Annotated in this window: 30 protein-coding genes; 24 read left to right on the forward strand and 6 right to left on the reverse strand. The window is 71.8% G+C overall.

What is annotated here, in order from left to right; all coding sequences use genetic code 11:
• Positions 1-174 precede the first annotated feature (174 nt).
• The 6 genes from ACWFR1_RS34530 to ACWFR1_RS34555 form a co-directional block, all read right to left on the reverse strand.
• Positions 175-519, reverse strand: a complete 345-nt coding sequence (locus ACWFR1_RS34530; RefSeq protein ID WP_364294556.1) for an SH3 domain-containing protein — start codon at positions 517-519, stop codon at positions 175-177.
• 121 nt (positions 520-640) lie between these two features.
• A complete protein-coding gene (locus ACWFR1_RS34535; RefSeq protein WP_453558364.1) occupies positions 641-1,321 on the reverse strand; it encodes a hypothetical protein in 681 nt (226 codons plus the stop codon).
• Positions 1,318-1,974, reverse strand: a complete 657-nt coding sequence (locus ACWFR1_RS34540; RefSeq protein ID WP_453558368.1) for a DUF3631 domain-containing protein — start codon at positions 1,972-1,974, stop codon at positions 1,318-1,320. Before ACWFR1_RS34540 ends, ACWFR1_RS34535 begins: the two co-directional genes overlap by 4 nt.
• Positions 1,971-2,480: a hypothetical protein gene (locus ACWFR1_RS34545; RefSeq protein ID WP_376425037.1), complete on the reverse strand. Its 510-nt coding sequence runs from the start codon at positions 2,478-2,480 to the stop codon at positions 1,971-1,973. Before ACWFR1_RS34545 ends, ACWFR1_RS34540 begins: the two co-directional genes overlap by 4 nt.
• Positions 2,477-3,139, reverse strand: coding sequence for a DUF4913 domain-containing protein (locus ACWFR1_RS34550; protein WP_391094523.1), 663 nt, complete (start codon positions 3,137-3,139; stop codon positions 2,477-2,479). Before ACWFR1_RS34550 ends, ACWFR1_RS34545 begins: the two co-directional genes overlap by 4 nt.
• Before the next feature lie 107 nt (positions 3,140-3,246).
• Positions 3,247-4,002 carry a DNA-methyltransferase gene (locus ACWFR1_RS34555; protein WP_376394939.1) on the reverse strand — a complete coding sequence of 252 codons (756 nt, stop codon included), beginning with the start codon at positions 4,000-4,002 and terminating at the stop codon, positions 3,247-3,249.
• 645 nt (positions 4,003-4,647) lie between these two features.
• On the opposite strand from ACWFR1_RS34555, the gene ACWFR1_RS34560 reads away from it, so the two are divergent.
• From ACWFR1_RS34560 to ACWFR1_RS34675, 24 genes are all read left to right on the forward strand, one after another.
• Complete coding sequence (locus tag ACWFR1_RS34560; RefSeq protein ID WP_453558372.1) at positions 4,648-5,754, forward strand: C40 family peptidase; 1,107 nt, start codon at positions 4,648-4,650, stop codon at positions 5,752-5,754.
• 186 nt (positions 5,755-5,940) lie between these two features.
• Positions 5,941-6,225 carry a DUF6112 family protein gene (locus ACWFR1_RS34565; protein ID WP_453558440.1) on the forward strand — a complete coding sequence of 95 codons (285 nt, stop codon included), beginning with the start codon at positions 5,941-5,943 and terminating at the stop codon, positions 6,223-6,225.
• Positions 6,225-6,905 carry a hypothetical protein gene (locus tag ACWFR1_RS34570; RefSeq protein ID WP_453558375.1) on the forward strand — a complete coding sequence of 227 codons (681 nt, stop codon included), beginning with the start codon at positions 6,225-6,227 and terminating at the stop codon, positions 6,903-6,905. The genes ACWFR1_RS34565 and ACWFR1_RS34570 overlap by 1 nt, the downstream gene beginning before the upstream one ends.
• Positions 6,906-6,943: 38 nt before the next feature.
• Positions 6,944-8,275, forward strand: coding sequence for an SCO6881 family protein (locus ACWFR1_RS34575; RefSeq protein WP_453558378.1), 1,332 nt, complete (start codon positions 6,944-6,946; stop codon positions 8,273-8,275).
• A 79-nt stretch (positions 8,276-8,354) separates the two neighbouring features.
• Positions 8,355-9,806 (forward strand): SCO6880 family protein, encoded by a 1,452-nt coding sequence (locus tag ACWFR1_RS34580; RefSeq protein WP_453558391.1) that lies wholly within the window; start codon positions 8,355-8,357, stop codon positions 9,804-9,806.
• Between the two features lie 45 nt (positions 9,807-9,851).
• Positions 9,852-10,286: a DUF6238 family protein gene (locus ACWFR1_RS34585; RefSeq protein ID WP_391094516.1), complete on the forward strand. Its 435-nt coding sequence runs from the start codon at positions 9,852-9,854 to the stop codon at positions 10,284-10,286.
• Between the two features lie 22 nt (positions 10,287-10,308).
• Positions 10,309-11,799 (forward strand): ATP-binding protein, encoded by a 1,491-nt coding sequence (locus ACWFR1_RS34590; RefSeq protein ID WP_376394925.1) that lies wholly within the window; start codon positions 10,309-10,311, stop codon positions 11,797-11,799.
• Positions 11,796-12,338, forward strand: a complete 543-nt coding sequence (locus ACWFR1_RS34595) for a hypothetical protein (protein ID WP_453558397.1) — start codon at positions 11,796-11,798, stop codon at positions 12,336-12,338. The genes ACWFR1_RS34590 and ACWFR1_RS34595 overlap by 4 nt, the downstream gene beginning before the upstream one ends.
• 20 nt (positions 12,339-12,358) lie before the next feature.
• Positions 12,359-12,946 carry a hypothetical protein gene (locus ACWFR1_RS34600; RefSeq protein WP_453558399.1) on the forward strand — a complete coding sequence of 196 codons (588 nt, stop codon included), beginning with the start codon at positions 12,359-12,361 and terminating at the stop codon, positions 12,944-12,946.
• Positions 12,947-12,983: 37 nt separating this feature from the next.
• Positions 12,984-13,715: a glycosyltransferase family 2 protein gene (locus tag ACWFR1_RS34605; protein WP_453558443.1), complete on the forward strand. Its 732-nt coding sequence runs from the start codon at positions 12,984-12,986 to the stop codon at positions 13,713-13,715.
• 2 nt (positions 13,716-13,717) lie between these two features.
• Positions 13,718-14,344 carry a hypothetical protein gene (locus tag ACWFR1_RS34610; RefSeq protein WP_453558402.1) on the forward strand — a complete coding sequence of 209 codons (627 nt, stop codon included), beginning with the start codon at positions 13,718-13,720 and terminating at the stop codon, positions 14,342-14,344.
• A 7-nt stretch (positions 14,345-14,351) separates the two neighbouring features.
• Entirely contained in the window at positions 14,352-14,780 is a 429-nt protein-coding gene (locus tag ACWFR1_RS34615) for a hypothetical protein (RefSeq protein WP_453558404.1), read from the forward strand.
• A 39-nt stretch (positions 14,781-14,819) separates the two neighbouring features.
• Positions 14,820-15,248, forward strand: coding sequence for a hypothetical protein (locus tag ACWFR1_RS34620; protein ID WP_453558407.1), 429 nt, complete (start codon positions 14,820-14,822; stop codon positions 15,246-15,248).
• A gap of 3 nt (positions 15,249-15,251) precedes the next feature.
• Positions 15,252-15,569 (forward strand): hypothetical protein, encoded by a 318-nt coding sequence (locus ACWFR1_RS34625; RefSeq protein WP_453558409.1) that lies wholly within the window; start codon positions 15,252-15,254, stop codon positions 15,567-15,569.
• Positions 15,570-15,593: 24 nt separating this feature from the next.
• Positions 15,594-16,616 (forward strand): hypothetical protein, encoded by a 1,023-nt coding sequence (locus ACWFR1_RS34630; RefSeq protein WP_453558411.1) that lies wholly within the window; start codon positions 15,594-15,596, stop codon positions 16,614-16,616.
• Positions 16,613-17,869 (forward strand): MFS transporter, encoded by a 1,257-nt coding sequence (locus ACWFR1_RS34635; protein WP_453558416.1) that lies wholly within the window; start codon positions 16,613-16,615, stop codon positions 17,867-17,869. Before ACWFR1_RS34630 ends, ACWFR1_RS34635 begins: the two co-directional genes overlap by 4 nt.
• 43 nt (positions 17,870-17,912) lie before the next feature.
• Positions 17,913-18,410 carry a hypothetical protein gene (locus ACWFR1_RS34640; protein WP_453558418.1) on the forward strand — a complete coding sequence of 166 codons (498 nt, stop codon included), beginning with the start codon at positions 17,913-17,915 and terminating at the stop codon, positions 18,408-18,410.
• Positions 18,411-18,516: 106 nt separating this feature from the next.
• Positions 18,517-18,927: a hypothetical protein gene (locus tag ACWFR1_RS34645; protein WP_453558421.1), complete on the forward strand. Its 411-nt coding sequence runs from the start codon at positions 18,517-18,519 to the stop codon at positions 18,925-18,927.
• A gap of 59 nt (positions 18,928-18,986) precedes the next feature.
• Positions 18,987-19,877 carry a relaxase/mobilization nuclease gene (locus ACWFR1_RS34650; RefSeq protein ID WP_453558423.1) on the forward strand — a complete coding sequence of 297 codons (891 nt, stop codon included), beginning with the start codon at positions 18,987-18,989 and terminating at the stop codon, positions 19,875-19,877.
• Positions 19,874-20,515 (forward strand): hypothetical protein, encoded by a 642-nt coding sequence (locus tag ACWFR1_RS34655; RefSeq protein ID WP_453558425.1) that lies wholly within the window; start codon positions 19,874-19,876, stop codon positions 20,513-20,515. Before ACWFR1_RS34650 ends, ACWFR1_RS34655 begins: the two co-directional genes overlap by 4 nt.
• A gap of 31 nt (positions 20,516-20,546) precedes the next feature.
• Positions 20,547-21,311 (forward strand): hypothetical protein, encoded by a 765-nt coding sequence (locus ACWFR1_RS34660; RefSeq protein WP_453558428.1) that lies wholly within the window; start codon positions 20,547-20,549, stop codon positions 21,309-21,311.
• 221 nt (positions 21,312-21,532) lie between these two features.
• Entirely contained in the window at positions 21,533-21,910 is a 378-nt protein-coding gene (locus ACWFR1_RS34665; RefSeq protein ID WP_453558431.1) for a hypothetical protein, read from the forward strand.
• Positions 21,907-22,683, forward strand: coding sequence for a DUF317 domain-containing protein (locus ACWFR1_RS34670; protein ID WP_453558434.1), 777 nt, complete (start codon positions 21,907-21,909; stop codon positions 22,681-22,683). Before ACWFR1_RS34665 ends, ACWFR1_RS34670 begins: the two co-directional genes overlap by 4 nt.
• Before the next feature lie 55 nt (positions 22,684-22,738).
• Positions 22,739-23,095, forward strand: a 357-nt coding sequence (locus ACWFR1_RS34675; protein ID WP_453558437.1) for a hypothetical protein, incomplete at its 3' end; no start/stop codon positions are given.

The raw sequence follows: 23,095 nt of genomic DNA on the forward strand, positions 1-23,095 counted from the left end.
GGGGGGGGGGGGGGTGGTGGGGGTGCTGTTGGGGTGGGCTGGGGGGGGCGGGGGGGGGGGGGCGCCCCCGCGGGGGGGCCCCGGCGCGGGGGGGGGCCCCACGACGCGGTGCGACGAGTCACGCGGGTGCCGGACGGGGGTGGCCGGAAGGTCGGGCAGCGCCCGGTTGGGGGATCAGTCGAGGCACATGCGGACGTCGCGGTAGACGTAGGTGCCGGAGACCCAGCCCTTCACGCCGGTGGTGAGGTCGGTGATGTAGTGCCAGCCGCTCCGGGAGGAGTGGACGGTGAAGCGGTGGCCCTTGTAGAGGACGCCCACGGCGGTGGAGCTGGTCGTGGGGCTCTTGCGGATCTTGACGGCGCTGGTGCCGATGGTCCACGGACCGGGGAGGTCGCAGGCACGGACGAGCGGCGTGGCCGCAGGGGCTGTGGTGGTCGCGGCGGTGGCCGCGGAGGCTGCGACCGGGACAGCGGCGGTGGCGAGGGCGACGGCGCACAGGGCAGCACGGGTGAAACGCACGGAGGAACTCCTTGAGGGTTCTGGGGATGAGGGAAGGCGGGGCTGCCGGGCGGGCAGAGCGTCCGCCGGCGGCGAGGCTGGTGGCCTCGGGGCCGTCCGCCGTTGGGCGGCGGGCGGTGATTCAGCGGCTGCGCGCCGGAACTGGCCAGGCGCCGGCGGGACGTACGGGCGCGGCAGGCTGCTGTTGTGCGGGGTGGCGGGAGCCGACGAGGGTGGAGCGGCCGGCGTCGGTGAGGGTGGCGGGCTGGCCGACGATCAGGTCGCGGGAGGTGTCTCTCGCGACGAGGCCGTGGTGTTCGAGGCGCTGGAAGGCCATGTAGTCCACGAGACGGCCCTGGGTCGTCCGCACGGAGACCCGGTGGGTGTGCAGGTGCTCGCGGACGGTTCCGCCGGCGGCGAGCGAGAGCAGGGCGGCCAGGTCGTGCGCGGTGAGGTCGGTGCTGATCGCGGGCGTAGGCGGGGCGGAGGCTCGGACCCTCTCCAGGGCAGCAGCGGCACGGAGTTGCTTCTCGTCCCGGTCGTCAACGGCCTGGGCGAGGTCCCGTAGGGTCCGCCGCATCCGGTCGAGCAGGGCGTCGTCGACGACGTGCGCGCCGGAGGACAGCTGCATCAGCACGTTGCGGTGGTAGGCGACCGCGGTCTCGGCGACCCCGAGGGCGCGGTGGGCGGACGCCAGGGCGGTGCGGTCTTTCGAGAGCAGCCCGGCGTGGTGATCGTGGTGCAGGCCGGCCGGGTCTCCGACGGCTTGCTCGATCGGTCCGTCCAGGGCTGTCGGGGCCGTGGTGCGGGGTGTAGCTGTCACCGGGTCTGCCAGAAGCCTGCGCAGTCCGAGCAGAGGACGGCGAGGAGGGCCGTGCGCCGGTAGGACTTGCGGCGTCGGCCGTCGGGGAGGGTGATGTCGCGGCTGGAGACCTCGTACGGGCGCAGCAGTGTGGCCAGCCTGGCCTGTGTGAGGGACGCGTACGGCCAGCGGCCCTCGGCCACACCCGGCAAAGTCCGAAGTCCGTCGACGAGGTCGGCGGAGGCCAGGGCGTCCGGGGAGCCGTACGCGGAGAAGACGGCCAGACAGGCAGCCGCGATGCACTCTCCGCCGAGAGGACGACGAGGGAAGCAGCACGGGTCCAGCTGAGGGGCGGCCCCGCCCGGGTCGGTCTCGACCGGTGCGGCCGGTGCCGAGCAGGTGTCGTCGCCCAGCAGGCGGTCCACCTCCCGCCCTGCTGCGATCAGATCCTTGAGGATGGCCGCGATGTCCTCGATCTCGTCGTCGACCTCACCTTCGGTGACCGGCCTCGGCCCGTTGACGATGTCGAGCAGTTCACGTTCGAGGTCGTCCTGGCGTGCCTTCGCGTCCAGGAGGGCCTGGTGGTGCGGGTTCGGCGCGGGCGTGCGGGCGTCCGTGAGGTCGTCGTCCAGGAGGGCGCCAAGGAGGCGGAGGAACGGGCTTCGGATGGTCAACGCTGAGGTCCTTTGGGGTCGTTGTGGTGCGTGGGCGAGGTGAACAGGTCCGCCGGTCGCCACGGCGGCGCCGGCGAAGCAGTCGTGGCGGCCCTGGCCGCAGGCTGGGGAGCGTTGCTCTGCAGCTGAGGCGGGATGGTGCGGGCCGCGTGGACACGAGGGCCCGCGGGTGGGCGCGGCCGGTTCACGCGGGCGCGGACGACGTCGTACACCTCGTGCCGGGCGCGGGGCCGGACGGCGACGATGTGCGCCTCGACGGTGTGCTGAGAGCTGGGCGGGGCCTTCTGTAGGCGGTAGACGATCCGCCATTCGGCGCCGGCGCCGAGGTAGAGCTTGCGGTACTCGCGCAGCTCGTAGGCGAGTTCAGGGCCGGTGATCCGGGCCCGGACGACGCCCTCGATCAGGTCGAGTGCCCGGTCCCGGATGTCCTGCGGCAGGGCACGCAGGTCCGTGAGGGCGCCGGGGTTGAACGACAGCCCGTAGGCAGGGCGGGGGTCAGCCGTCATGACGCGGGGCCGGCTTCGGTCGAGGGCGCGTCACCGTTCTCCTGCCGCGATCGGGCATCGCGGGCGAGGGTCCTTGTCGACGGGCCGGGACCACGGAGGAGCCGGTGCTCGGGACGCTCCGGGTCCGTCTGGCAGGCGCTGAGCGGCCCGCCGGGTGAGCGGACGTGGGCCATGGCGTGGGTGAGGAAGTCGCGGTGCCAGACGAACATCCCGGACGCGCCGGCGTCCGGCTCCTTGTGCTGCTGGTAGGCCATCCACAAGGCGTGCAGCCACGCCACGACGTCGAGGTGCTCCTGCCACTCGGGGCACCAGGGAGCGGCGGTGGTGATCTCGGCGCCGTAGACGTCCATCAGGACGTCGTCGACCCAGTCGCTCAACACGGCCAGCTCGTCCTCGAACTCGTTGCCTTCCAGCTCCAGGATCGGCTTGGGGTCCGGTGGCGGGGTGAAGGCCGGCATGCCGGGGAAGCCGGCGAACGGCATGCCCGCCGACCGCGGATCGGTCGGCGGGGTGGCGGCGAGACGGTCGATGACCCGCGCTTGTTCGGCCGAGCGATCGAGGAGTTTCCGGACGGACACCTCGATCGATTCGAGGTCCGGCTCCGGAACACGGACGGGCTCCAATTCCCCGCCGTCGGGGGACTCGGTGAATTCGGACACGAAAAGGATCTCCTTGCAGCCGGAGCCGTTGACTCAGTGGCTCCGATGGTCCGGAGAATCCCCGGTTTCGAAAACCGGGGATCGGCCGCTATATTGCGCCCTTCCGTTCAGGCGCCGAGGACGAAGTCCTCCTGGGATGCGGTCTCTCGCAGGGTCTCCGACAGGCGCTCGGTGGCGACGGACGCGTACTCCTCGGTCTTCTCGATGCCGATGAACTGCCGTCCTTCGAGCAGAGCGGCCACGCCGGTGGAGCCGGATCCGGCGCAGAAGTCCAGGACCGTGCCGCCGGGCGGGGCGATCTTGACGAGCTCGCGCATCACCGAGACGGGCTTCTGGGTGATGTGCTTGCGGTCCTTGCCCGAGGGCTGCGAGGCGCTGTAGAGGCCGGGCAGGTAGACGGGGTTCGCGGCGGCGTTGACCCGGCCCTTCGCTCCCCAGACGATGAACTCGCAGTCCTGCCGGAACTTGCCCTTCTGGGGCCTGGCCTGCGGCTTGTGCCAGGTCAGGACGCCCAGCCACAGCCAGCCGGCGGCCTGGAGGGCATCTGTGGTCGCCGGGAGCTGGCGCCAGTCGGTGAACAGCAGCGCCGTCCCGCCGGTCTTCGTGGCCCGGTGCGCCTCGGTCATGATCTGCGTCAGCCAGAGCGTGTAACTGCGCTGGTCCATGTTCTCGCCCGTGAAGTCCGGCAGGACGTGCTTGGCGTCCGCGGAGACGTACTTCTGCCGGGCCGAACGGCTCGTGCGCTCCTGCGCGGTCCGGCCACCCGAGTTGTACGGCGGGTCGGTGATGACGGAGTCGGCGCAGCCGTCGGGCAGCGTCGACAGGACGCTCAGCGCGTCACCGTGGTGCAGGGAAAAAGACATGAGGGTGCCCCAATTCGGAGGAGAAACGGAAGGAGGGTCCCCTGATGGCAGGCCCGGCGGCAGAAGCCGAGTTCGACCGGGCGCAAAGGGGGAGGCCGAAACTCTAGGGCACGATCCCCGGTTGAGAAGCATCACCGCCGAAGAGCCAGGAAAAGCGCTCCGATTCCGGTTGGCGATTTCGGTGACCGGGGATCCGGGTTTACTGTCTTGTCATTGCCCGGCGGACACCGCCGATGGCGCCCTCCCCCTCTCCCCACTCCTGCCCAGGAGGCCCTTGTGTTCCGTCCGTGACCCCGCACGCGCTCCGCGCCGCGCTGTTCGCCCTTCCCTCCCCAGCACCACTGACCTGAGACGGAGGCCGTCATGTACCGCCCCTGCTGACCCCACCCGAACTCCTCGTCTTCCCTCCCCGCTCCATGGAGGTCCCGCTGATGTTCCGTCCGTAACACCCCCGCCTGACGGGGTGCGTGAGCCAACACGCACCCCGGCCAGCCCGCTCTCGCACCACCGCTCCGGCCCCACGGCCCTTCCTCTCGCGCACCGTGCGGCCGGAGCCCTCCCCGAAGGACTCGCCGTGTCCCTGTCCCGCCCCTTCCCCTCCCCATGCGACCGCTTCGCTGACCTCCGCCCGGAGACCGCCCGCGAGTGAAGGGGGCCGCCGCGATCGGCGCGCTCTGCCTTCCCCCTCTTCTCCTCGCCGGCACGGCCGTTGTCGCCGCCGCCGGCGGATCCTCGGCCGTGACAGTGCCGTCCTGCACCACCGCCCCGGTCGACGCCGCCGCTGTACAGCAGCAGGTCGCCGCCGTCCTCGGTGGTTCCGGCGCCAAGGGCTCGCGTATCGAGGGCCTCGAACTGCCCGACGAACAGATCCCGCACGCCCGCACCATCGTCGCCACCGGCATCGACCTCGGCGTTCCCGAACGCGGCCAGGTCGTCGCGCTGGCCACCGCGATCCAGGAGTCCCGGCTGCGCAACTTGTCGTACGGCGACCGTGACTCGCTCGGTCTGTTCCAGCAGCGCCCAAGCCAGGGCTGGGGAACTCCCACTCAGATCCGCGACCCCGCCTACGCCAGCAGGAAGTTCTACGAGGGCCTGCTGAAGGTCTCCGGCTGGCAGCAGATGACCATCACCCAGGCCGCGCAGGCGGTACAGCGCTCCGGCTTCCCGGACGCCTACGCCCAGTGGGAGCCCCTCGCTCGTGCCCTGCAGCAGGCGCTGGTGACCGCACTCCACGCGCCCGACGGTTCCGCAGGCGGAACACCGGCCCAGCAGCCGGCCGACTCGTGCGAGCCGCAGACCGGCGGTGCCGCCACCGGTCCGATCCCCGAAGGCACGGTCCCGAAGGGATACACGATCCCCGCGGACGCCGATCCTCGCGCGAAGACCGCCCTTGACTGGGCCATGCACCAACTCGGCACGCCCTATCAGTGGGGCGGGTCCTGCACGGACGCGCACGGCCAAGACCCGCTCAGGCGCTGCGACTGCAGCTCCCTGACCCAGCAGTCGTACAAGGCCGCCGGCGTCGCTCTCACCCGGGTCTCCCAGACCCAGGCGCACGAAGGCAGAGCCGTCCCCCTCACTCAGCTCCGCCCGGGAGACCTCGTGTTCAGCCGCGGGACCAAGTCCGCCCCAGAGCACGTCGGTCTGTACGCGGGCCACGGGCTCGTCATCGAGGCCCCCCGCACCGACCGCAACGTCCGGTTCAGCACCCTCACCGACTACGCCGCCCACAGCGCGCGCCGGGTCCTCTGACACCGGCCCCGCCCGGCCAGCCCTTTCGAGGCGCCGGGCGGGCCGGGCCAACTTCGCGCCGCCGAGCGCTTCTCCCCTCCTTCCCTCTTCTCCCGTTCCCCGGCACGGGCCGTTGAGCCCTGCCCGCACAAGGAGCGCACGACCATCTCCCCCACCACCTTCACCGCCCTCCCGTACGACCATCTCCTGCTCGCCTTCGACCCCGGCGTTTCCCCGAAGGGCGGCGGCCTACCGGGCCTCGAAGTCCTGCGCACCGTCGTGAACAGCATCAATCTTTTCGGCATCGTGGCCGTGGTCGGCGCGCTCGCCGTCAGCCTCGGCGTGTGGGCCTGGGGTCACCACACCGGCGGCCACCAGGCCGAGGCCACCGGCAAGAAGGGCGCCGTGGTGGCCGCCGGTGCCGCCCTCGGGCTCGGCGCCGCCAACGGCATCGTCACCTTCTTCTCCGCCCTCGGATCCCAGGTCCAGTAATGGGGAAACGTTCCCTCTCTCCCAGCGTCGGCTGGCGTCCCTCACGCCGAGCCGCCATCGCCGCCGGCGCACTGATCACGCTGCTGCTCGTGGCCGGTGTGGTCTCCTGGTGGACCGGCAGCAGCAAGACGGTCAACGCCGCGCCGCAGCCGCGCAACACCGCCTCGCCCACTGCTGGCGCCGTCGGTTCGGCTCCTCTTCCGAACGACCTACCGGCGGCGTCGGTGGCCGGGCCGCCTCCGGTCTCCGACCCGCTCGTCTTCGCCCGGGCGGCGGCGACGATGTTGTGGTCCTTCGACGCCCGGACCACCAGCCACGCCGAGCAGTTCGCCGGGATGAAGTCCTGGCTGACGTCCGAATCCGCATACGCGGACTGGGACTCCGTGCAGGCCCAGATCCCCGATCCGGTGCTGTGGTCGCGGCTGAAGGACAACGGCCAGCACGCCACAGCCACGACGAACACGGCGTTCTTCCCCAGCGCGTTCAAGCAGGCCATCGCCGACGATCCCGCCGCGATCACCGAGGCGTACATCTACGCCGTCACCGTACGCGGCAAGACCCGGCTGGCCTGGACCGGTGGCGGATCGGGAGCCGAGGACCGCCAGATCACCCTGGCCGTCCAGTGTCGGCCCAGCGCGGACTGCCGCTTGGTCGCCGTCGCCCCGCGCGTCGCCCCGTAACTCTCTCCTGCATCTCCTGACCCGAAAGGACGCCCGACGTGGGCTTCTGTGACCTGCCCGTCGCCGGTTCGATCTGCGCCATCGGCGACGCGATCGAATTCACCTCCGACCCCGTCGGCGCGATCGGAAACTGGATGGTGCAGAGCGCCGGCGACCTCGCCGCCGCGGCGGCCGACCTGGCTGCCAAGGCCATCGACCGCACCACCGCCATCGACCTCGGCGCGAGCTGGTTCCGCGACAACTACGCGACGATCCTGCCCATCGGTCTCGTCCTGCTCGTCGCGACGTTCTGCGCCCAGCTCGTGAAAGCCGCGATCAAACGCGACGGCCAAGCCCTCGTCCAGGCCCTCACCGGCACCGCCTCGGGCGTTCTGTTCGCGTGCTGCGCGATCACCTTCACCACCGTGGCAATCGAAGTCGTCGACGCGCTCTCCGCCGGACTGTTCGCTGCGGCCGGCACGGACATCGCCTCCGCCGTACGCCGGATCGTCCGGGTCTCGCAGATCGGTGCCGTCGCGGGACTCGGGTGGCTCGTCGCGGTCATCGCCGCGCTCGCCTCGGCCGCGGGAGCGTTCCTGTTCTGGTGCGTGATGATGGTCCGGAAGGTCGGCATCCTTGTCATGGTCACCTTGGCCGTGTTCGCGGGAGCGGGCGGCGGCTGGGAGGTCGCCCGCCGGTGGCGCCGCGGCTGGATCGAAGCCACCGCCACGCTCGTCGTCTCCAAGCTTCTGATGACGATCGTCTTCGTCCTCGGCATCTCCGCGCTCGGCGAAGCCGATAGCAAGGACGGCCTCGCCGCCCTGGCGGACGTCGCGGCAGGCATGGTGATCATGCTGCTCGTGCTGCTGTGCCCGTACATGGTCTTCAAGTTCGTCCACTGGGCGTCCGAGGGCACCGATGGCGAATCCATCCACCGCGCCGGTGGCGCAGGAGCCTCAGTGGCCCGCCAGCACGCCGAGAACGCCGGCCGTAAGGCAGCAGCCGCAGCGGCGACCGCCGGCACGGGCGGCGCCGCCGCCGGAGCCGGCGCGGCAGGAGGTGCCCAGGCCGGCGGTGGCGGGTTCCCCGGTGACATCGCCGCCAACCCCGCGACCGGCACTGGCATGCAGAGCGAAGGCTCCAAGGGCGACTCGGAGAGCCGTCTGCAGGACCTGCTCCAGCAGACGATCTCGCCTCAGTCCCAGGGCGGCGGCACGCCCGACGGCCAGGAGGGCACCCCTCCGAGCTGGAGCGGGAACTGGGCCGGCAGCGAAGCCGCCCCCGCGGGACAGCAGAGCGGTGAGCTCGGCAACAGCTCGGCTGCGATGCCGCCCGCTCACGGGGCCGCGAGCAGCGACTCCGCACCCGCCGGCCCGCCGCCGGGCCCGTAGCCGCTCCTCCCGTACACCCGCCGCCGGGGGCAGGGGACCCTCCCCGCCCTGCCCCGGCTCCTCCCTCCCGGAAGCGATCGTGTCCTCCGTTCTCACCGTCAAATTCCCTACCCGGTCGCGTCGCGGCATCCTCCTCGGCCTGACCCTCCCCCAGCTCGTCCTGGTCTCCTCGACCCTCGCCATGCTGCTGGCCACCGTGGTGACCGCGGGCCTGCTCGGCGCCGTCGTCCTGGCTCCGCTGTGGCTCACCACCGCCGTCCTGGTCGGCGTACGGCGCGACGGCCGCTCCCTGATCGACTGGGCGCCGCTCGCCGGACGCTTCGCCCACCGCCGACGGACCGGCCAGACCCTGTGGCGCGCCCGCCCCGTCTCCCGGCCCCGAGTGGAGGGGCTGCTGCACCTGCCCGGCACCGCCGCATCCCTGCGCGTCGCCACCGCCGACTCCGGGGCCGCCGCCGTCCACGACCCCCACACCCAGACCCTGACCGCCGTCGCCCGCGTCAGCTCCCGCGCCTTCGCACTGCTCGACCCGGCCACCCAGACAGCCAACGTATCCGCGTGGGGCCGGGCTCTCGCCGGCATCGCCCGCACCGGACGCATCTCGACCGTGCAGGTCCTGGAGCGGACCGTGCCGAACTCCGGCGACAGCCTCACCCGGCACTGGACCGAGCACGGCAACCCCCATGCCCCGATCGCCGGCCAGATCTACACCGAACTCCTCGCTTCGGCCGGACCTGCCGCCGCCCCGCACGAGGCGTACCTCGCCATCGCCCTGGACCTGAAGGCCGCCAAGCGCCTGATCAGCCAGGCCGGCGGCGGCCTCGCCGGCGCCTTCACCGTCATGGAACAGACCACCTCCTCGGTCGCCCAGGCCGCCCGCAACGCGGGCCTGACCGTCTCCGGATGGCTGGGGCCCCAGGAGATCGCCGCCGTGCTGCGCACCGCGTACGACCCGGCGTCCACCGCGCACCTGCAGCAGTGGTCCGCCACCGGCCAGGCAGAGGCCGACCCTGCCGCCGCCGGACCGGTCGCCCAGGTCGAGGAGGCCGACCGGCTGGTCACCGACAGCGCCCGGCACGCCACCTTCTGGATCGAAAACTGGCCGCGGACCGAGACAAGCCCGGGCTTCCTGCACAGCCTGATGTTCAGCGCCGGCGTCCGCCGCACCTTCTCCCTCATCTACGCGCCCCAGGGCATCGACTCCGCTCTGCGGGACGTCCAGCGCCGCAAGGCCGCGATCATCGCGGACGCCTCCGAGCGCCAGCGCCGAGGACAGGTCGACTCCGAAGCCGACAGCGTCGAGTACGCCGACGTGAAGACCCGCGAGAAGCAGCTCATCTCCGGCCACGCCGACGTCGCCCTCACCGGACTGCTCACCGTCTCCGCCGACACCGACCAGGACCTCGACGCCGCCTGCACCCAGATCGAGACGGCCGCCGCCGACGCCCAGGTCGACCTGCGGCGCCTGATCTACCAGCAGGCCGACGCCTTCATCACCGCGGCCCTCCCGCTCGCCCGCAGCACCCTGTAGCCCGCCCTGCCGCCCGACGGCGTCCTCCTTCCCCGCGAGAAGCCCATGTCCCCTGATGACCGCCGCGACGCCCTCGACGGTGACGCGTACCCCTACCTGCGGGCCGCCACCGCCGGGCTGCGCCACCACACCCGCGCCCAGAGCGCGACCGGCCAGGCCCAGCCCAGCGACCGGCCCCAACTTGACGCGCTCCACGCCCATCTCACCGCCCTGCACCGCCTCATCGACCAGGCCGCCGAGCAGACCCGCCCCGAGCGCCCGGCAGCCGGACGTCACCTGGCCACGGCCCACGCCCGCGTGTGGCAGGCCGCCGACTCCGTCCACGCGGCCTTCCACCTGGTCCCTGCGGCCACGGAGGACGAGAAGTGCCAGCCCGACCGGCTTCCCGAGGGACCGCCCTTCCTCACCATCTGCCAGCGGCACCTCGCCGCCGTCCACGCGATCCGGCGCAAGACCACCGCCGCCGACCTCGCGTCCTGAACCGTCCTACTGGAAGCGTCCCTTGTCCCACCGCCGCGCCAGCGCCACTCCCCTGTTCACCCCGCATGGCATCGACCGCGCCCAGCGCCGGGCTCTGCGCAAGCAGACCGCCCGCGCAGAAGCCCGGGCCCGCACCGCCGCCGGCACCGGACCCGACCAGCAGTCCGGGGAAGCAGCCTTCCCCGCGCCGTTCTACCCACCCACCGGACGTCCCGGTCCCGCCTCCGCCCGCGGCAACCGCCTCAAGCTCCCCGCGCACCGTATGACCACCGCCGTCGCCAGCGCCGCCTACCCCTTCCTCGCCGAAGGCGGCCTGGGCGCCGACGGCATCTACATCGGCAAGGACCTCCACGCCGAAGGCAGCTTCACCTTCGACCCGTTCTCCCTGTACGGGCGCGTCGAGGGCTTCACCAACCCCAACGTGCTGCTCGCCGGGGTGATCGGCCAGGGCAAGTCCGCCCTGGCCAAGAGCCTGGCCCTGCGCAGCATCGCCTTCGGCTACCGCGTCTACGTCCCGTGTGACCCCAAGGGCGAATGGTCGGACGTCGCCCGGGCCTTGGGCGGCGAGTCCATCGCGCTCGGCCCGGGCCTGCCCGGCCGCCTCAACCCCCTCGACGCCGCACCCCGGCCCTCCTCGGTCCCACAGACCGAATGGGCGGGAGAGGTCCGCACTCGCCGTCTGCTCCTGCTTGCTTCCCTGGCCCGCACCGTCCTGGGCCGCGATCTGCTGCCCATGGAGCACACGGCCCTCGACATCGCGCTCGACAGCGCCGTCGCCCGGGCCGCCGCCGCCAGCCGCGAGCCTCTCCTCGGCGACGTCGCCCACGCCCTGGCCGACGGTCCCGGCCTCGAACTGGCCGGCGGCCTGCTCTCCGGACGCCTCGGAGATGCCGCCCGCGACCTCGCCCACGCCATGCGCCGCCTGGTCTTCGGCGACCTGGCGGGCATGTTCGACGCCCCGTCGACCACGGTCTTCGACCCCTACCGGCCGATGCTCACCGTCGACCTCTCCCGCCTCGGCGGCAGCGACGACACCGCGCTCGTCCTCGCCATGACCTGCGCCTCCGCGTGGATGGAAGCCGCCCTCACCGACCCCGGCGGCGGACGGCGCTGGGTGGTCTACGACGAGGCGTGGCGCGTGCTGCGCCACCCTGCCCTCCTCATGCGCATGCAGGGCCAGTGGAAGCTCTCCCGCGGCCTGGGCATCGCGAACCTGATGGTGATCCACCGCCTGTCCGACCTGCTCTCCGCCGGCGACGCCGGCAGCCAGAGCCGCGCCCTGGCCGAGGGCCTGCTCGCCGACTGCAGCACGCGCGTGATCTACCGCCAGGAGACCGACCAGCTCGCCGCCGCCTCCAGCCTCCTCGGCCTGACCTCCGTAGAAGCCGGAGCCCTGTCCCACCTCAGCCGGGGCCGCGGCCTCTGGAAGGTCGCCGGACGCAGCTTCGTCGTCCAACATCAGCTGCACGCAGCCGAATTGGACCTTTTCGACACCGATTCCCGTATGCATTGACCCCTTCTCCTGGAGTTCCCCTGCACCCCGATTACGAGCACTACGACAACATCGGTCGCAGCACCGAACAGATCATCGCCGCGCACTTCGGCATGGCGACGGAGGGCGACCTCCTGCGATGGGCTCGTCGTGACGCCGAGGCGTACCTCGCCGAGCGTCCTCTGCCGACTGGCTCGCCTGTCCCTCTCGACACCGCCGCATATCGCGTCGCACTCAACGAGGCCCGGACAATCGCCGAGGTCAGTGCGGTCACCAGACACCTGATCGAAGCCTGCAGGCCCGTGCTGGAGTCGATGGGCCAGGTCCTGTCAGACATCGCCGACTGGAACGGCCGGTATGGGAAGTCGGAAGCCGACTCCCCGTCCCGGAAGGTGATGGAGGCGGCCAACCGCCTCGTGTCCACGCTCTGGGACGCCGAGGCAGCCGACCTCGCCGCGCTCCGGGCGACGTACGACCCCGCTCCTACACAACCGGGGTCGAAGCCCGCACCGGGCCTCCCGCCTGAGGCGCCGTCCTCCGGCCCTAAGCCCAGCCGCTAACACCCTTCTGAAGGCTGAACTTGTCAACCCGTTCCTTCATCGCTCGCCCCACCGACCCCTCGACCGGAAGCCGGTACGCCGGCCGTTACTGCCACTTCGACGGCTACCCCGAGAACCAGCTCCCGCTGCTGCTCGGTGCTCTGCAGTACCGCTTCGCCGGCGACCTCGAAGCCCTTCGCCGTCATCTCGTCGACGCCCCGCACGACTGGTCGGGGCTCGGCATGGACCTGCTGGAGGGCGCCCCCGAGCACGTGCTGAACCAGATCGATCCGCACGCGGAGCGCTTCCCCAGCCGTCCCCTCGACGACATCGTCACCCTCTCCGGCGAGCCGGCCGAGCCCATCACCATCACGCAGGCCAACGCCGACGGCCTCGAATGGGGCTACATCCTGCACGACCACGGCATCGAGGTCATCGCCCTGACCTGGGACGACCACGGAGGCCCGATCGTAAGCTGGGAGACATCTCCGCTCGCGCGCTTCCAGGGCACCCCGTCGCTGTGGGGCCGTGACCGGCCCGTACCCGTCCGGCCAGCCCGCCCCGCGCTGAAGGTCGTCCCGGCGGTCAGCCCCCTGCCAGTACCGGTCAAGACCCGCGTCACCCGCTGACCCCGAATCCAGGAGCCCATCCCTGTCCGCCCCGCAGATCACCGTCGTCATCGCCACCCAGCTCCGCCCCGACCGCCTGCTCTACCTGGAGGAGATGCACGCCAGCCTGACCCGCCAGAACGTTCCGTGGGAGGCCGTGCTCGTCCTCGACGGCGCCCCGCCCGAGAACGTGCCTGCCCCGATCGCCGTCGACCCGCGGGTACGGGTTCTCCCTCTTCCCCGTCCAGTCGGCGCCGCGTGCGCCCGCAACCTCGGCCTGAACCTCGTGAACACCGAGTTCGTGAACTGGGCCGACGACGATGACGTCTTCCCCGACTGGAGCCTGGGTGTACGGCTGGCCGCAGTCACCGACCGCCTCGGGTGGGTCGCCGGGTACAGCGCGGACTGGCTGCCGGACGGCACCACCCGCGTGTGGGAGTGCCCCACCCCACCCGGTTTCCACGCCGCCGGCGACGTGGTCACGTACTGGCCGCTCCCGCAGGACTCGATCCCGATCGGGCCCACGACGATCCTGGCCCGCACCCGCCTCGTACGCGCGGCCGGCGGCATGGGCGGCCTCGTCCAGGGCGAGGACTACATGGCCGCCGTCGGCGTCACCAACCTGGCCCCCGGCGTCCTGCTGCCCCTGCCCGTCTACAAGTACCGCAAGCACGAAGGGCAGATGACACAGAACGAACAGTACGACGAGCTGGAGCTCGCCGCCCGACAGCACGCCCACGCCTACGGCCACGCCCTGCGCAACGCCTTCGCCGCCGCCAGGGCAGCGTGAACATGGCCGGCACCGCACTGCCGCAGGCACGGCCGGACGCCGAGATCATCCTCTGCGTCAGCGCCAAGGAGGGCCTGGTCGCCATCCCCGTGGGCGACAAGTACTCCCACGGACACACCGCCCTCCGCTCGACAGGCGCATTCGAGAAACAGAAGGCGGGCTTCCACGTCCTGCGCGACCTCACCACGATGCGGGACGTGATGCCCGCGCTGGCCCAGGCCGCCAAGCTCTATCGGGTCGCACTGACCACCAGCTCCAACCCGTATCTGGGGGACTACGCCCAGAAGCTGGCGCGCTGCCTGCCCGGCGACTGGACAGCGAAGGTCGAGATCTACGCCCACCCTGTGTGGCAGGAGGACTGGCTCCCTCTGCTGTGGGACAGCGGTCAGCTCACCGAGGTAATGGAGCGCTGCCGCGTCCCGTACGGCGCTGTCCTCACCAGCTCGACCGGCGCGGAACTGCTCCTGATCACAGCCTGGCGCCACAGGTCGCTACCTGCTCGGCGCGTGCGCGAGCAGCACCTTCGACGACAACTACGACAATCCGTTCGCTCCGCCGGCCATCGGGTTGCCCAAATACCCGAGGCTCGCCGCCGCCCAGGTGACGACCAGCTTTCTTCCCCGCTATGAGCACGCGGTGCACAAGCGCCTGTTGGCGGAGGTCGAGAGCGGGCACGGACGTCTGGAAGACCTGCGGCGCTCTGCCGGTGACGGCCACGCCGAGAGCTCGACGGCCGTGCTCCGCCGGCTTCGCCCCCACGCGGCGCACCTCCTCGACCGAGTCTGGTGGGCCACCGCCCCGGACCGGGAGGATGCCGAGGCGCTGGACCGGCTGGACGCTCTGCTCCGGCCGGGGCGAGGCGACCGGCCCTCTGTATTCAGGGCACCAGTCCCGCTGCCCCCTGCGTCGGCCGACGACGTACGCCGATGGCTCGCCGACGCCCCCGTACTCCTGAAGCACGCCCGGGCCACCCTGCCACCCCCGTCCGCGGCCGACTCCCGCAGGGCGCTCGCCTCGACTCCCCGAGCCCTCGCAGCCCCGACCACCTCCGGTCGCGGCCGGTGACCCCCCTCGTCTTCCTCCCCTCCCACTCCGAGGACGTACATGCCCCATGTCCCCCATTTCCACTTCGGTCTCGACCCCGACCTCGGTGTCGTAGCCCGACCGACAACAGAGATCACGCCGCATCTGGCCAACTGGTACCTGACGCGCGAGCAGTTCGAGCTCGTGCCCGGCACCGCTGATCTGTACCGCCTCACCCGCCAGGACCACGATCCGTGGCGACGAGGACGACAAGCCGTACACGATCTCCGCCAAGCCGGATTCGCCGTCCAGGCCAACTACAGCCTCGACCCCGCCCAGTCCGCCCCACCCTCTCCCACGCGAGGCAACGGGCTGACCGAGCGCCGGGCCCGCATCGCAGCGGCGGCAGCCAGCCGTTCCCCTCAGCGCCCCCTCACGACCGCGCCCGCGACAACGGCGCCCATCCCCGCCGCCGGACCGGTTCGCGCTGCTGTCTCGCGGGGGCGGTGACCCGTGGACGACGCCTCGATTCGCATCGTCCGTGAGCGCGGCGGCGAAGTGGAAGTCACCGGCCCCGTCGACTCGCTCGCCATGGAACTGCTCCTGCGGGCCGGCTTCCTGGCCCAGCCGACGCTGAGAGGCCCCTGGATCCGTCTCCCGTTCGACATGGGCGAGACCTGGGAGAACGACCGCGCCCAGTGGGCCGCCGACATGCTCCGCACCGCGCGATACCCCGTCCTCCTCGACTCCAGCCTCAGCTCCCCCCCTCCCCCCACCCCGCCTCATCGCCGCGCTCCCGCCCTGCGCGCGGCTCCGTCGCGGCGCCGCTGACGCGCCGCCTTCCGGAGAACACCCGTGTCCCCTACCGCCCACATCACTCTGCACTCAAGCCCTGACGACGGCATCGTCGCCCTCCCTAGCGGGCCAGGTGTCGACTGGGCCGTCATCGCCCTTGACCTCGCGCACTTCGAGTCGGCCGACGAGGGAATCCACGTCCTTCCGATGTCCGACCTCGACGGTGTGCAGAAGGCACTCGACACGCTCTACACGAACGCGCACCGGTTCGACATCACAGTGACCACCACCCCCGAGACGTTCATCGGCGACATCGGGCGAGGCATCGCTGCCGGCCTTGATGACTCCTGGACGGTGGAGGTCGGCAACTGCCTTCTCTCACCCTCGGATTCACGTAGCCGCCTGAACTTTCTCTGGGACTCCCTGGGGGGATCGCTGTCCTACGTCATGCAGTCGTACTCGGAGCAGGTATCGGCAGTGGCCTTCCTCCGCTCGGAGAACGGCCTCGAACTGGCGGTGCTGCGGCGCCTGTGGGACGGTCAGATCGTCGTCGGCGCCCTCGCCCCGGAAGCGCAGTTCGCCTCTCTGGGGACGGTGGCGCCGGTCAGCGTCATCGCACCCCATGTCGCCGGCGTCCTGAAGAAGGTCACGGAGACACTCCTGCCTTCCTTCGAACACGCCCTGGCGCAGGCCCACTTCCGGCTCCTAGGACGCGTCCTTGATCAGATCCGGTCGGCCCGGACAAGCGGCGCCCTGCCCCGCGTCTGGGCGTTGAACGAGGACCTCTGCCAACACTGGTACGGCCTCGACCATCATCTACGTCAAGGCGTGTACGGTCCGCTGCCGAAGGCTCTGGACGATCTCCTCCGCGGGGCCGGCGCAGCCCTGACCGAAGGCAGCGCGCAGGACGAGGAAGGAGCTGTTCAGCTCCTGGAGCGCTGGCTACAGCAGGGCACACTGCTCGTCGACCTGGTGCAGTCCCTCGACCCGGACTTCACCGCCTCCTCGGTCACACCGTCGGCACCTGCCCCCCTCCCGCCCGGGCCGCCACATCAAGGGCGCCGGCCGGGGATGAGCAGGTGACGACCGCGCGGACGTCGGGACCGGTTCTGGGCGAGCCGTACGTGGCCCGGCTGCTGGTCGGCACCATGGTCGCGCGGCTCCCGACGGGCATGGTGCCGGTCGTACTCCTCCTGCTGGTCGCCGACCAGGGCGGGGCCACGTCCACGGCCGCCCTGACGTGTGCGGCGTACGGGCTGGCCTCCGCGCTCGGGCAGCCGGCACTCGGCCGGGTCGTGGACCGGCACGGGCAGACGGCCGTGACCTGGACGGCTACCGGCGTCACCGGTCTGGCGATGCTGGCAATGCCCCGTGTCGACTCGACCACGCAGACGCCGCTGTTCATCGCCCTGGTGGTCCTCGCCGGCATCTCCACCCCGCCGGCCGAGGCCAACCTTCGAGCCCTGTGGCCGAGCGTGCTGCCCGATCCTCAGCAGCAGCGCGCCGCGCTCGCCCTGGACACCGGCTCGCAGGGGCTGATCTTCATCGCGGGGCCCCCGCTGGTCGCCGCCATCACGACGTTCGCCGGACCGGACACCGCCATGGCCGCGACAGCCGTGCTCGGCCTGGTTGGGGCGGCGGTCGTCCTGAGCGCCGCCCCGTCCCGGAGCTGGCGCCCCGGTACGGCCGCGTCGTCCGGGCTTCTCGGGCCCCTGCGCTCGCTCGGGCTGGTCGCTCTGCTCGTCGCCATGACCGGGACCGGCGTCGCGCTCGGTGCCCACACGGTCTGGGCCGTCGCGCTTGCCGAGCGGAGCGAGAGCGCTCTGCTGCTGGGACTCCTGCCGGCGGCGCTGTCCGTCGGCAGCCTCCTCGGCGGCACGCCCTACAGCCGACGGGTGTGGCCGGGCAGTCTCACCGCTCAGCTCGTTGTAGGTTCCGCCGCCTTCGCCGTGTGCTGGCTCCCCCTGCTGCTGAGCCCGGGCCCGGCAGCGGCCGTCGCCGTGTCCGCCCTGCCGGGTCTGGCCCTCCCGGCCCTGGTGACCAGCGCCTTCCTCACCGTGGACGCGCTCGCCCCAGCCGGCACTGTCACCGAGGCGTACGCGTGGCTGATCGCCGCCATCGGCATCGGCCAGGCCACGGGGACGGCCTTCGCCGGCCAACTCACCACCCATCCCCAGCTCGGCGCCGGCCTCCCCGCCGCCGGAGCGGCGCTCACCATCGCCGTGCTCGCCGCGGCGTGGAGCTGGATCTACGTACCCGGCACCCGCGCACGCCGCGGTCGGCACCGCCGTGTTCCCGCGCACCGCGCGGGGAGGGCTTCGGCCCGTCCCGCCTGACACCCCCTTCCCTCTTTCCCTTCTCGAACCCAAGGAGATCTTCATGGCCGTGCCCACGTCCTTCGAGGTCGTCCACAGCTGTGGACACGCCGTCCCCTACGACATGTCGACCCGGTCGGCCGACCAGCGCGCCGGGTACGCCCGGTGGCTCGGGGAGCGTAAGTGCACCGAGTGCTGGCGAGCCGAGCATCGGGCCGATGCCGCGAGCACCGCGGAGTGGCTGGCCGCCAAGCGCGCCGAGGAACAGGCCGCCGCGGCGGCGTGGGCCACCCAGTTCGACATGCCCGGACTGGAGGGTACCGAGAAGATTCTCGGCTGGGGCGAGCGCTGCCGGCACCAGCTCGTGGCCAGTGCGTACGAGGCGCTCGTCACCGAAGGCAGCTGGGACGAAGCCGACTGGGCGCAGCTGGAGGAGCAGGTCCGGCTGCTGACCCGGGCCGGGTGGTGGGTGGACCAGCGGGACGCCGACGGCGTGGATCTGCCGGAACTCGTGGAGGCCGCGAGCGACCGGGACCGGCCCACGGAGAACCCGTTCCGGTAGGCACGCAGCGCGCAATATAGCGGCGGATCCCCGGTTTCCGAAACCGGGGATTCTCCGGACCCTTTGTCTTCCACCGCCGCCCCGCGACCTCGTGGAAGGACCGTCCGTGCCTGAGACCCGTCCCGTGTACCTGCCGCACGACCCGCTCACCCCGAAGCGGGACATCACCCATGCGCACTTCCGGCCCGGGGAGCACGTGGTGATCTTCAAGGGGGCCGCCGAGGGGCGGCTGTGGGGCGACGCGATGAAGGTGGTCACCGACTCGTGGCACACGCCGACCGACGAGAACGGGTGGCGGCTGCTCGACCCGAACGGCGGCCACCGCTCCTACCTCACCGCCCATCCCCGCTACATGGTGCACCTGTCCACCCGGTGCCCCGAGTGCCTCGTGCACCAGCAGGCCCTGCGCGAATACCTGATACCGCGCGTCGGGACCGGCGAGGAGCCGGTCGACTGCCGCTGGTACTCGGTGACCGCGCTCAACCAGCTGGTCCACGTCGCTGACGCCGGCCGATAGCCGGACAGGCCCACATCCCTCCGCCCCCTACCTGTCAGTCCGACACCCCCAGCGAGAACATGATCATTCACCTGTACCGGCACGGCTTCGAAGCCGCCGACGCCCTGGCCGATGCACTCGGTCGTCCCCTCAGCGCGGACGAGGGGCTCACGACCGAGCCCGGCGGCACCGTGGTGGCCTACTGGGACCAGCTCGACCGATACACCGACGAGAGCCGGTACTGGACGACACCGGAGTGGGCCCAGCACCTCGCCGATCCGCTGGTCGAGCATCCCTTCGCCGCCGCCCCGGACGGCTCCCGACGCGCGATCCTCCACCTATACGTGCGCCTGCATCCACTGGACCGAGAGCTCTCCCCGGCCGAGTGGTCCGAGGTCGGCCACCGGCTGGCGCGCACGGCCGGCCTGGCTCCGCCCGGCGACGAGTGGTCCTGCCGCTGGGTCGCCGTACGGGACAAGGCCAACCGCATGGACCTGATCGGCAACCTCATCCGCCTCGACGGCGCCTGGGCAACCACCCCCCGCCGCCTGGCCGAAGCCCTGGAGGCGGAAGCCCGCCGAATCGAAGCCGACCTGCTTCTTCACACCGGACACCCCGCCGTCCAGGAGAAGGCGCCCGCGGCGACCCGGCAGACCGCCGCTTCACCGACCCGCGCTCCGGCTGCAACAAGTCCGCTCGCAGGCATCCTGAACCAGCTGGCCGCCGAACAGGCCGGGCCGATCGCGGCGGTGCGGCAGCTCGTCGAGCAGGTCGGCCGCCAGGCCGCCGCCCTGCCCGGCCACGAGACCGCCGCCGCCGGCCGGGACCTGTTCTGGGCGGCCCGCCGCCTCCACGGGGTGCAGGATCAGCTCGGACAGATCGCTGCCCGTCTCGCACCCGCTCCGCCCACCCCAAGCCCGGCGTCCGCACTTCCGCGGACATCTACGCCTGCCGCGTCGGTGCGACGGTGAGCACGGCGGACGCGGACGCCGAGCAGACGGTGGTCATCGTTCGCGACCTGACGACCGACGTGATCACCGCGAGCGGCGGGGACGGTCTGGCACACGGCATCCTGGAGCGCTCCTTCTTCCTGCGGGAGACGCACGGGACCACCTGGCACCGACTGTCCCCCACGGTCACGCCGGAGGAAGAGCAGGCCGTCGCCCGTATGGCTGTGGCGCGCCTCCAGGCCGCCGGGTACCGGGTCCTCGCCTCTCCGGAGTTCGCCTGGGAGGGCACCGAGGCACGTTATGTGACGACGGGCCGGGCCATCGAGAACCTCGCCGACCGGATCCGCGAGGCCGCCTCCGTGGACGACCTCACCTTCGAGCTCGCGGAGCTCACTGCGACGCACGACGGCATCGTCGCCTCGCTCGGTCTGGTCCTGCACGCGCTCGCCGACGCGTACGACCGGTTCAGCGGACCAGCAGATCCGCGCTGGGGCGCCCGCCTGCACAGCGAGGCGGATCGCGAACTGCAGCTCCTTGAAACGGAGTTGCGCAGCGTGCGCGCCACCCTCGCGGACCGCGCCACGCCCCCGGGCCGTCGCGGGCCTCACCCCCCGCCACCGGCTCCACCAACGTCTACCGCCTTCGGACGGACCCGATGACCTTCCCCCCTGTCCCCTCATCGAGGAGCCCATGTCCCTCCCCCGATCCCTCCCCGACGACGACCGCGACCTGGAATCGTTCGCCACTGTCCTCGCCGAGAACCTGCCCGGCAACTGGATGGTCGAGTACCACCCGCACCAAGGCGACGAGGACCAGTTCCGGCACGCCGAAGACGTCTGGGACCTCAACCTGGTCAGCGGCGCCATCGCCGAGTTCGTCCTGCGTGAGGACGCCCACCTGATCCGGCAGGACGGCACCCGCCTGTACGTCACGATCCGCCCGCTGCACGACGACGAGTTCCTGGTGGCGGCCATCGCCCCGACCGGATCGATCGCCGCCGAGGCGTTCGAAGGGATCCGGGAGCCCGACGGAATCACCGTGCCGGGCGATCCCGAACGGGCCGCTCACGCCGTCACCGCCGACCTCCTACCCCGCTACGAGGTCGCACTCGCCCAGGTCAGGCACGCCGTCATGAACCCCCCGCAGCCCGCTTCCCGCCCCGGCACAGGGGTCGTGATGACCTGGCGGGAGGACGGCTCCCTCGCGGCGACGACCACCGCCCGGCCCGCGTCCGAGGTGCTGCTCGCCGAGGGCTTCGTGTGGGAGACCGCCTCGAACGCGTACGTACTGGCCGGCGACGACACCCGCGCCCAGGGCTACGCGGTCCAGGCCGCCGGCGCCCGTCTCGCCCGCCTCGGCATCAGTGTGGCGCTGCGAACGGCCCCCCGCCCCGCGGCTGATGTCGCCCTTCCGGCGTCCCAGCCCGGTGGCCGAGCGGCCGTCCGCAACCGGTGACGCAGGCCCGCACCCCGCGCCCGTCCGTCCCTCCGCTCGATCCGGTCCGCCGGCCTCGCCTCGCCGTCTTCGTCCTGCGCCGCTACCTGCGCGCGGCGGTGGTCAAGGCGGGCGGGACCAGCCGTCTTCCTGCCCGTCCGGCGCCGCCCTCCGGTCCAGCTGCGCCCGTCTCCCGCCGAACCCGCTGACCAGCCTCGCGGGGCCAATCCCCTTGGAACGCCATGAACCCGCCCGTCACCGACGACGCCCTCCTCGACGCCATCACCCGACACCTCGACCAGCTCGCCAACCATCTGCTGCAGGCAGACGCTCGGCAGGCCGCGCAGATCCTGGCGCGGGTCGTGGACCTGGAGGACGGTGTCCTTCGCAAGCTGACCGACCTCGTCACTGACTGCAGCCGGGCGTCCCGGAACCACGCGGCGGACGGACTGTTCCCGCCAGAGGCGTGGCTGGCCTTCGGCCGTGCCGGCAACACGCTGGCCAATGTCTCAGGCGACCTCGACCAGCATCGGAACGTCTTCGAGGAGATCGGCAAACAGGCATCCACCTCCGCGCCGCCGAAGGCCACCGCGTTCGTCGCCCGGGGGCGGCACCGGTGAGCAAACAGCGACAGAAGTGGTCTGGCTGGGGCGACGTGCAGGCCGCACAGCAGCACTACCTCATCGAGCCCCGCTACCTGGCTGGCGGCGGGGACCTGCGGCACATCACCGAATACCTGCGCGCCTCCGGCTGGAAGGACAGCACCCCCCGGTCGTCCGCCGCCCTCGTCTTCGGCTCCCCCGACGGGGCCATCCGTGTCGCCTACCAGCCGCCGGGTGGCTGGCAGATCCACGGCGCCGCCCAAGGACACGAGCCGGCCTGGCAGGTCACGTTCACCGCGCAGACGCCGGTGGAGATCGTCGCCGGCCTCACCGACGCGCTGACCAAGGCGCGCTCCGCGCATGCCCCCAACGTGTGGGCGCCGCTCTCCGAGCACGGCTGGTCCACCGACACCGGCCAGGAGTACACAGCCGTCAGCCCCGCCCGGGACGCCTTCGTCCAGTACGTCGGTACCGGACCCGATCAGCACTGGTGGATCGGCGCCCGCAACGAGCACGGCGCGGTCTGGAATCTGCAGGCCGCCCCGACGACCCCACTGCACCTGCTGCAGGGTCTGACCGAGGCTCTGGCCTCCCCCGAGCCGGTGATGCGACCGCGCGGGCACGTGCCGCCGAGCAAGCGCATCCGAGTCACCTCCGTGTCCGTACTTCCCGAACAGCTCAGGAGCTGGCAGCAGGCGCGCATCACCGCCGCCCGCGCCGCCACCTGGGCCCGCAACTCCGTCCGCGTCGCCCGGCCCCGGACCAAGGCACGCCACCACGCCCACCCCTGACCAACAGGAGCACGATGCCCTCCTCGTTCCCCCTGCCCCTACTGGAGGTGGCGCGATGAAGTCCACGCCTCCCTCCACCGATGACATCCAAGAGGCCCTTGAGGTACTGCTCGACTTCGGCTGCCACCTGGAAGAACGAGTATCTATTTCTCACTTGAGGCCACAGCTGGAGACGGCCCTCCACGAAACCTGGGGACTGCCTGCGGCCCTGGGCCAGATTCTCCGCGCCGCAGCCCGCAACATCGACGGCTGGGTACTCATGCCGGCGCCTAGGGAAATCCGGGAAGTCATCGACCGCTTCCGGGAAGCTGCCCCCGAGGTCACGTCCGCTGGAGTGGTGTATCGACGGCCACTCGGTGATCTCGTTTTGAGGCTATGCGGTGAGTTCGGTGGGCAGGACGGTTTCGTCGGT

The sequence above is a fragment of the Streptomyces sp. NPDC055103 genome, from assembly GCF_053607625.1.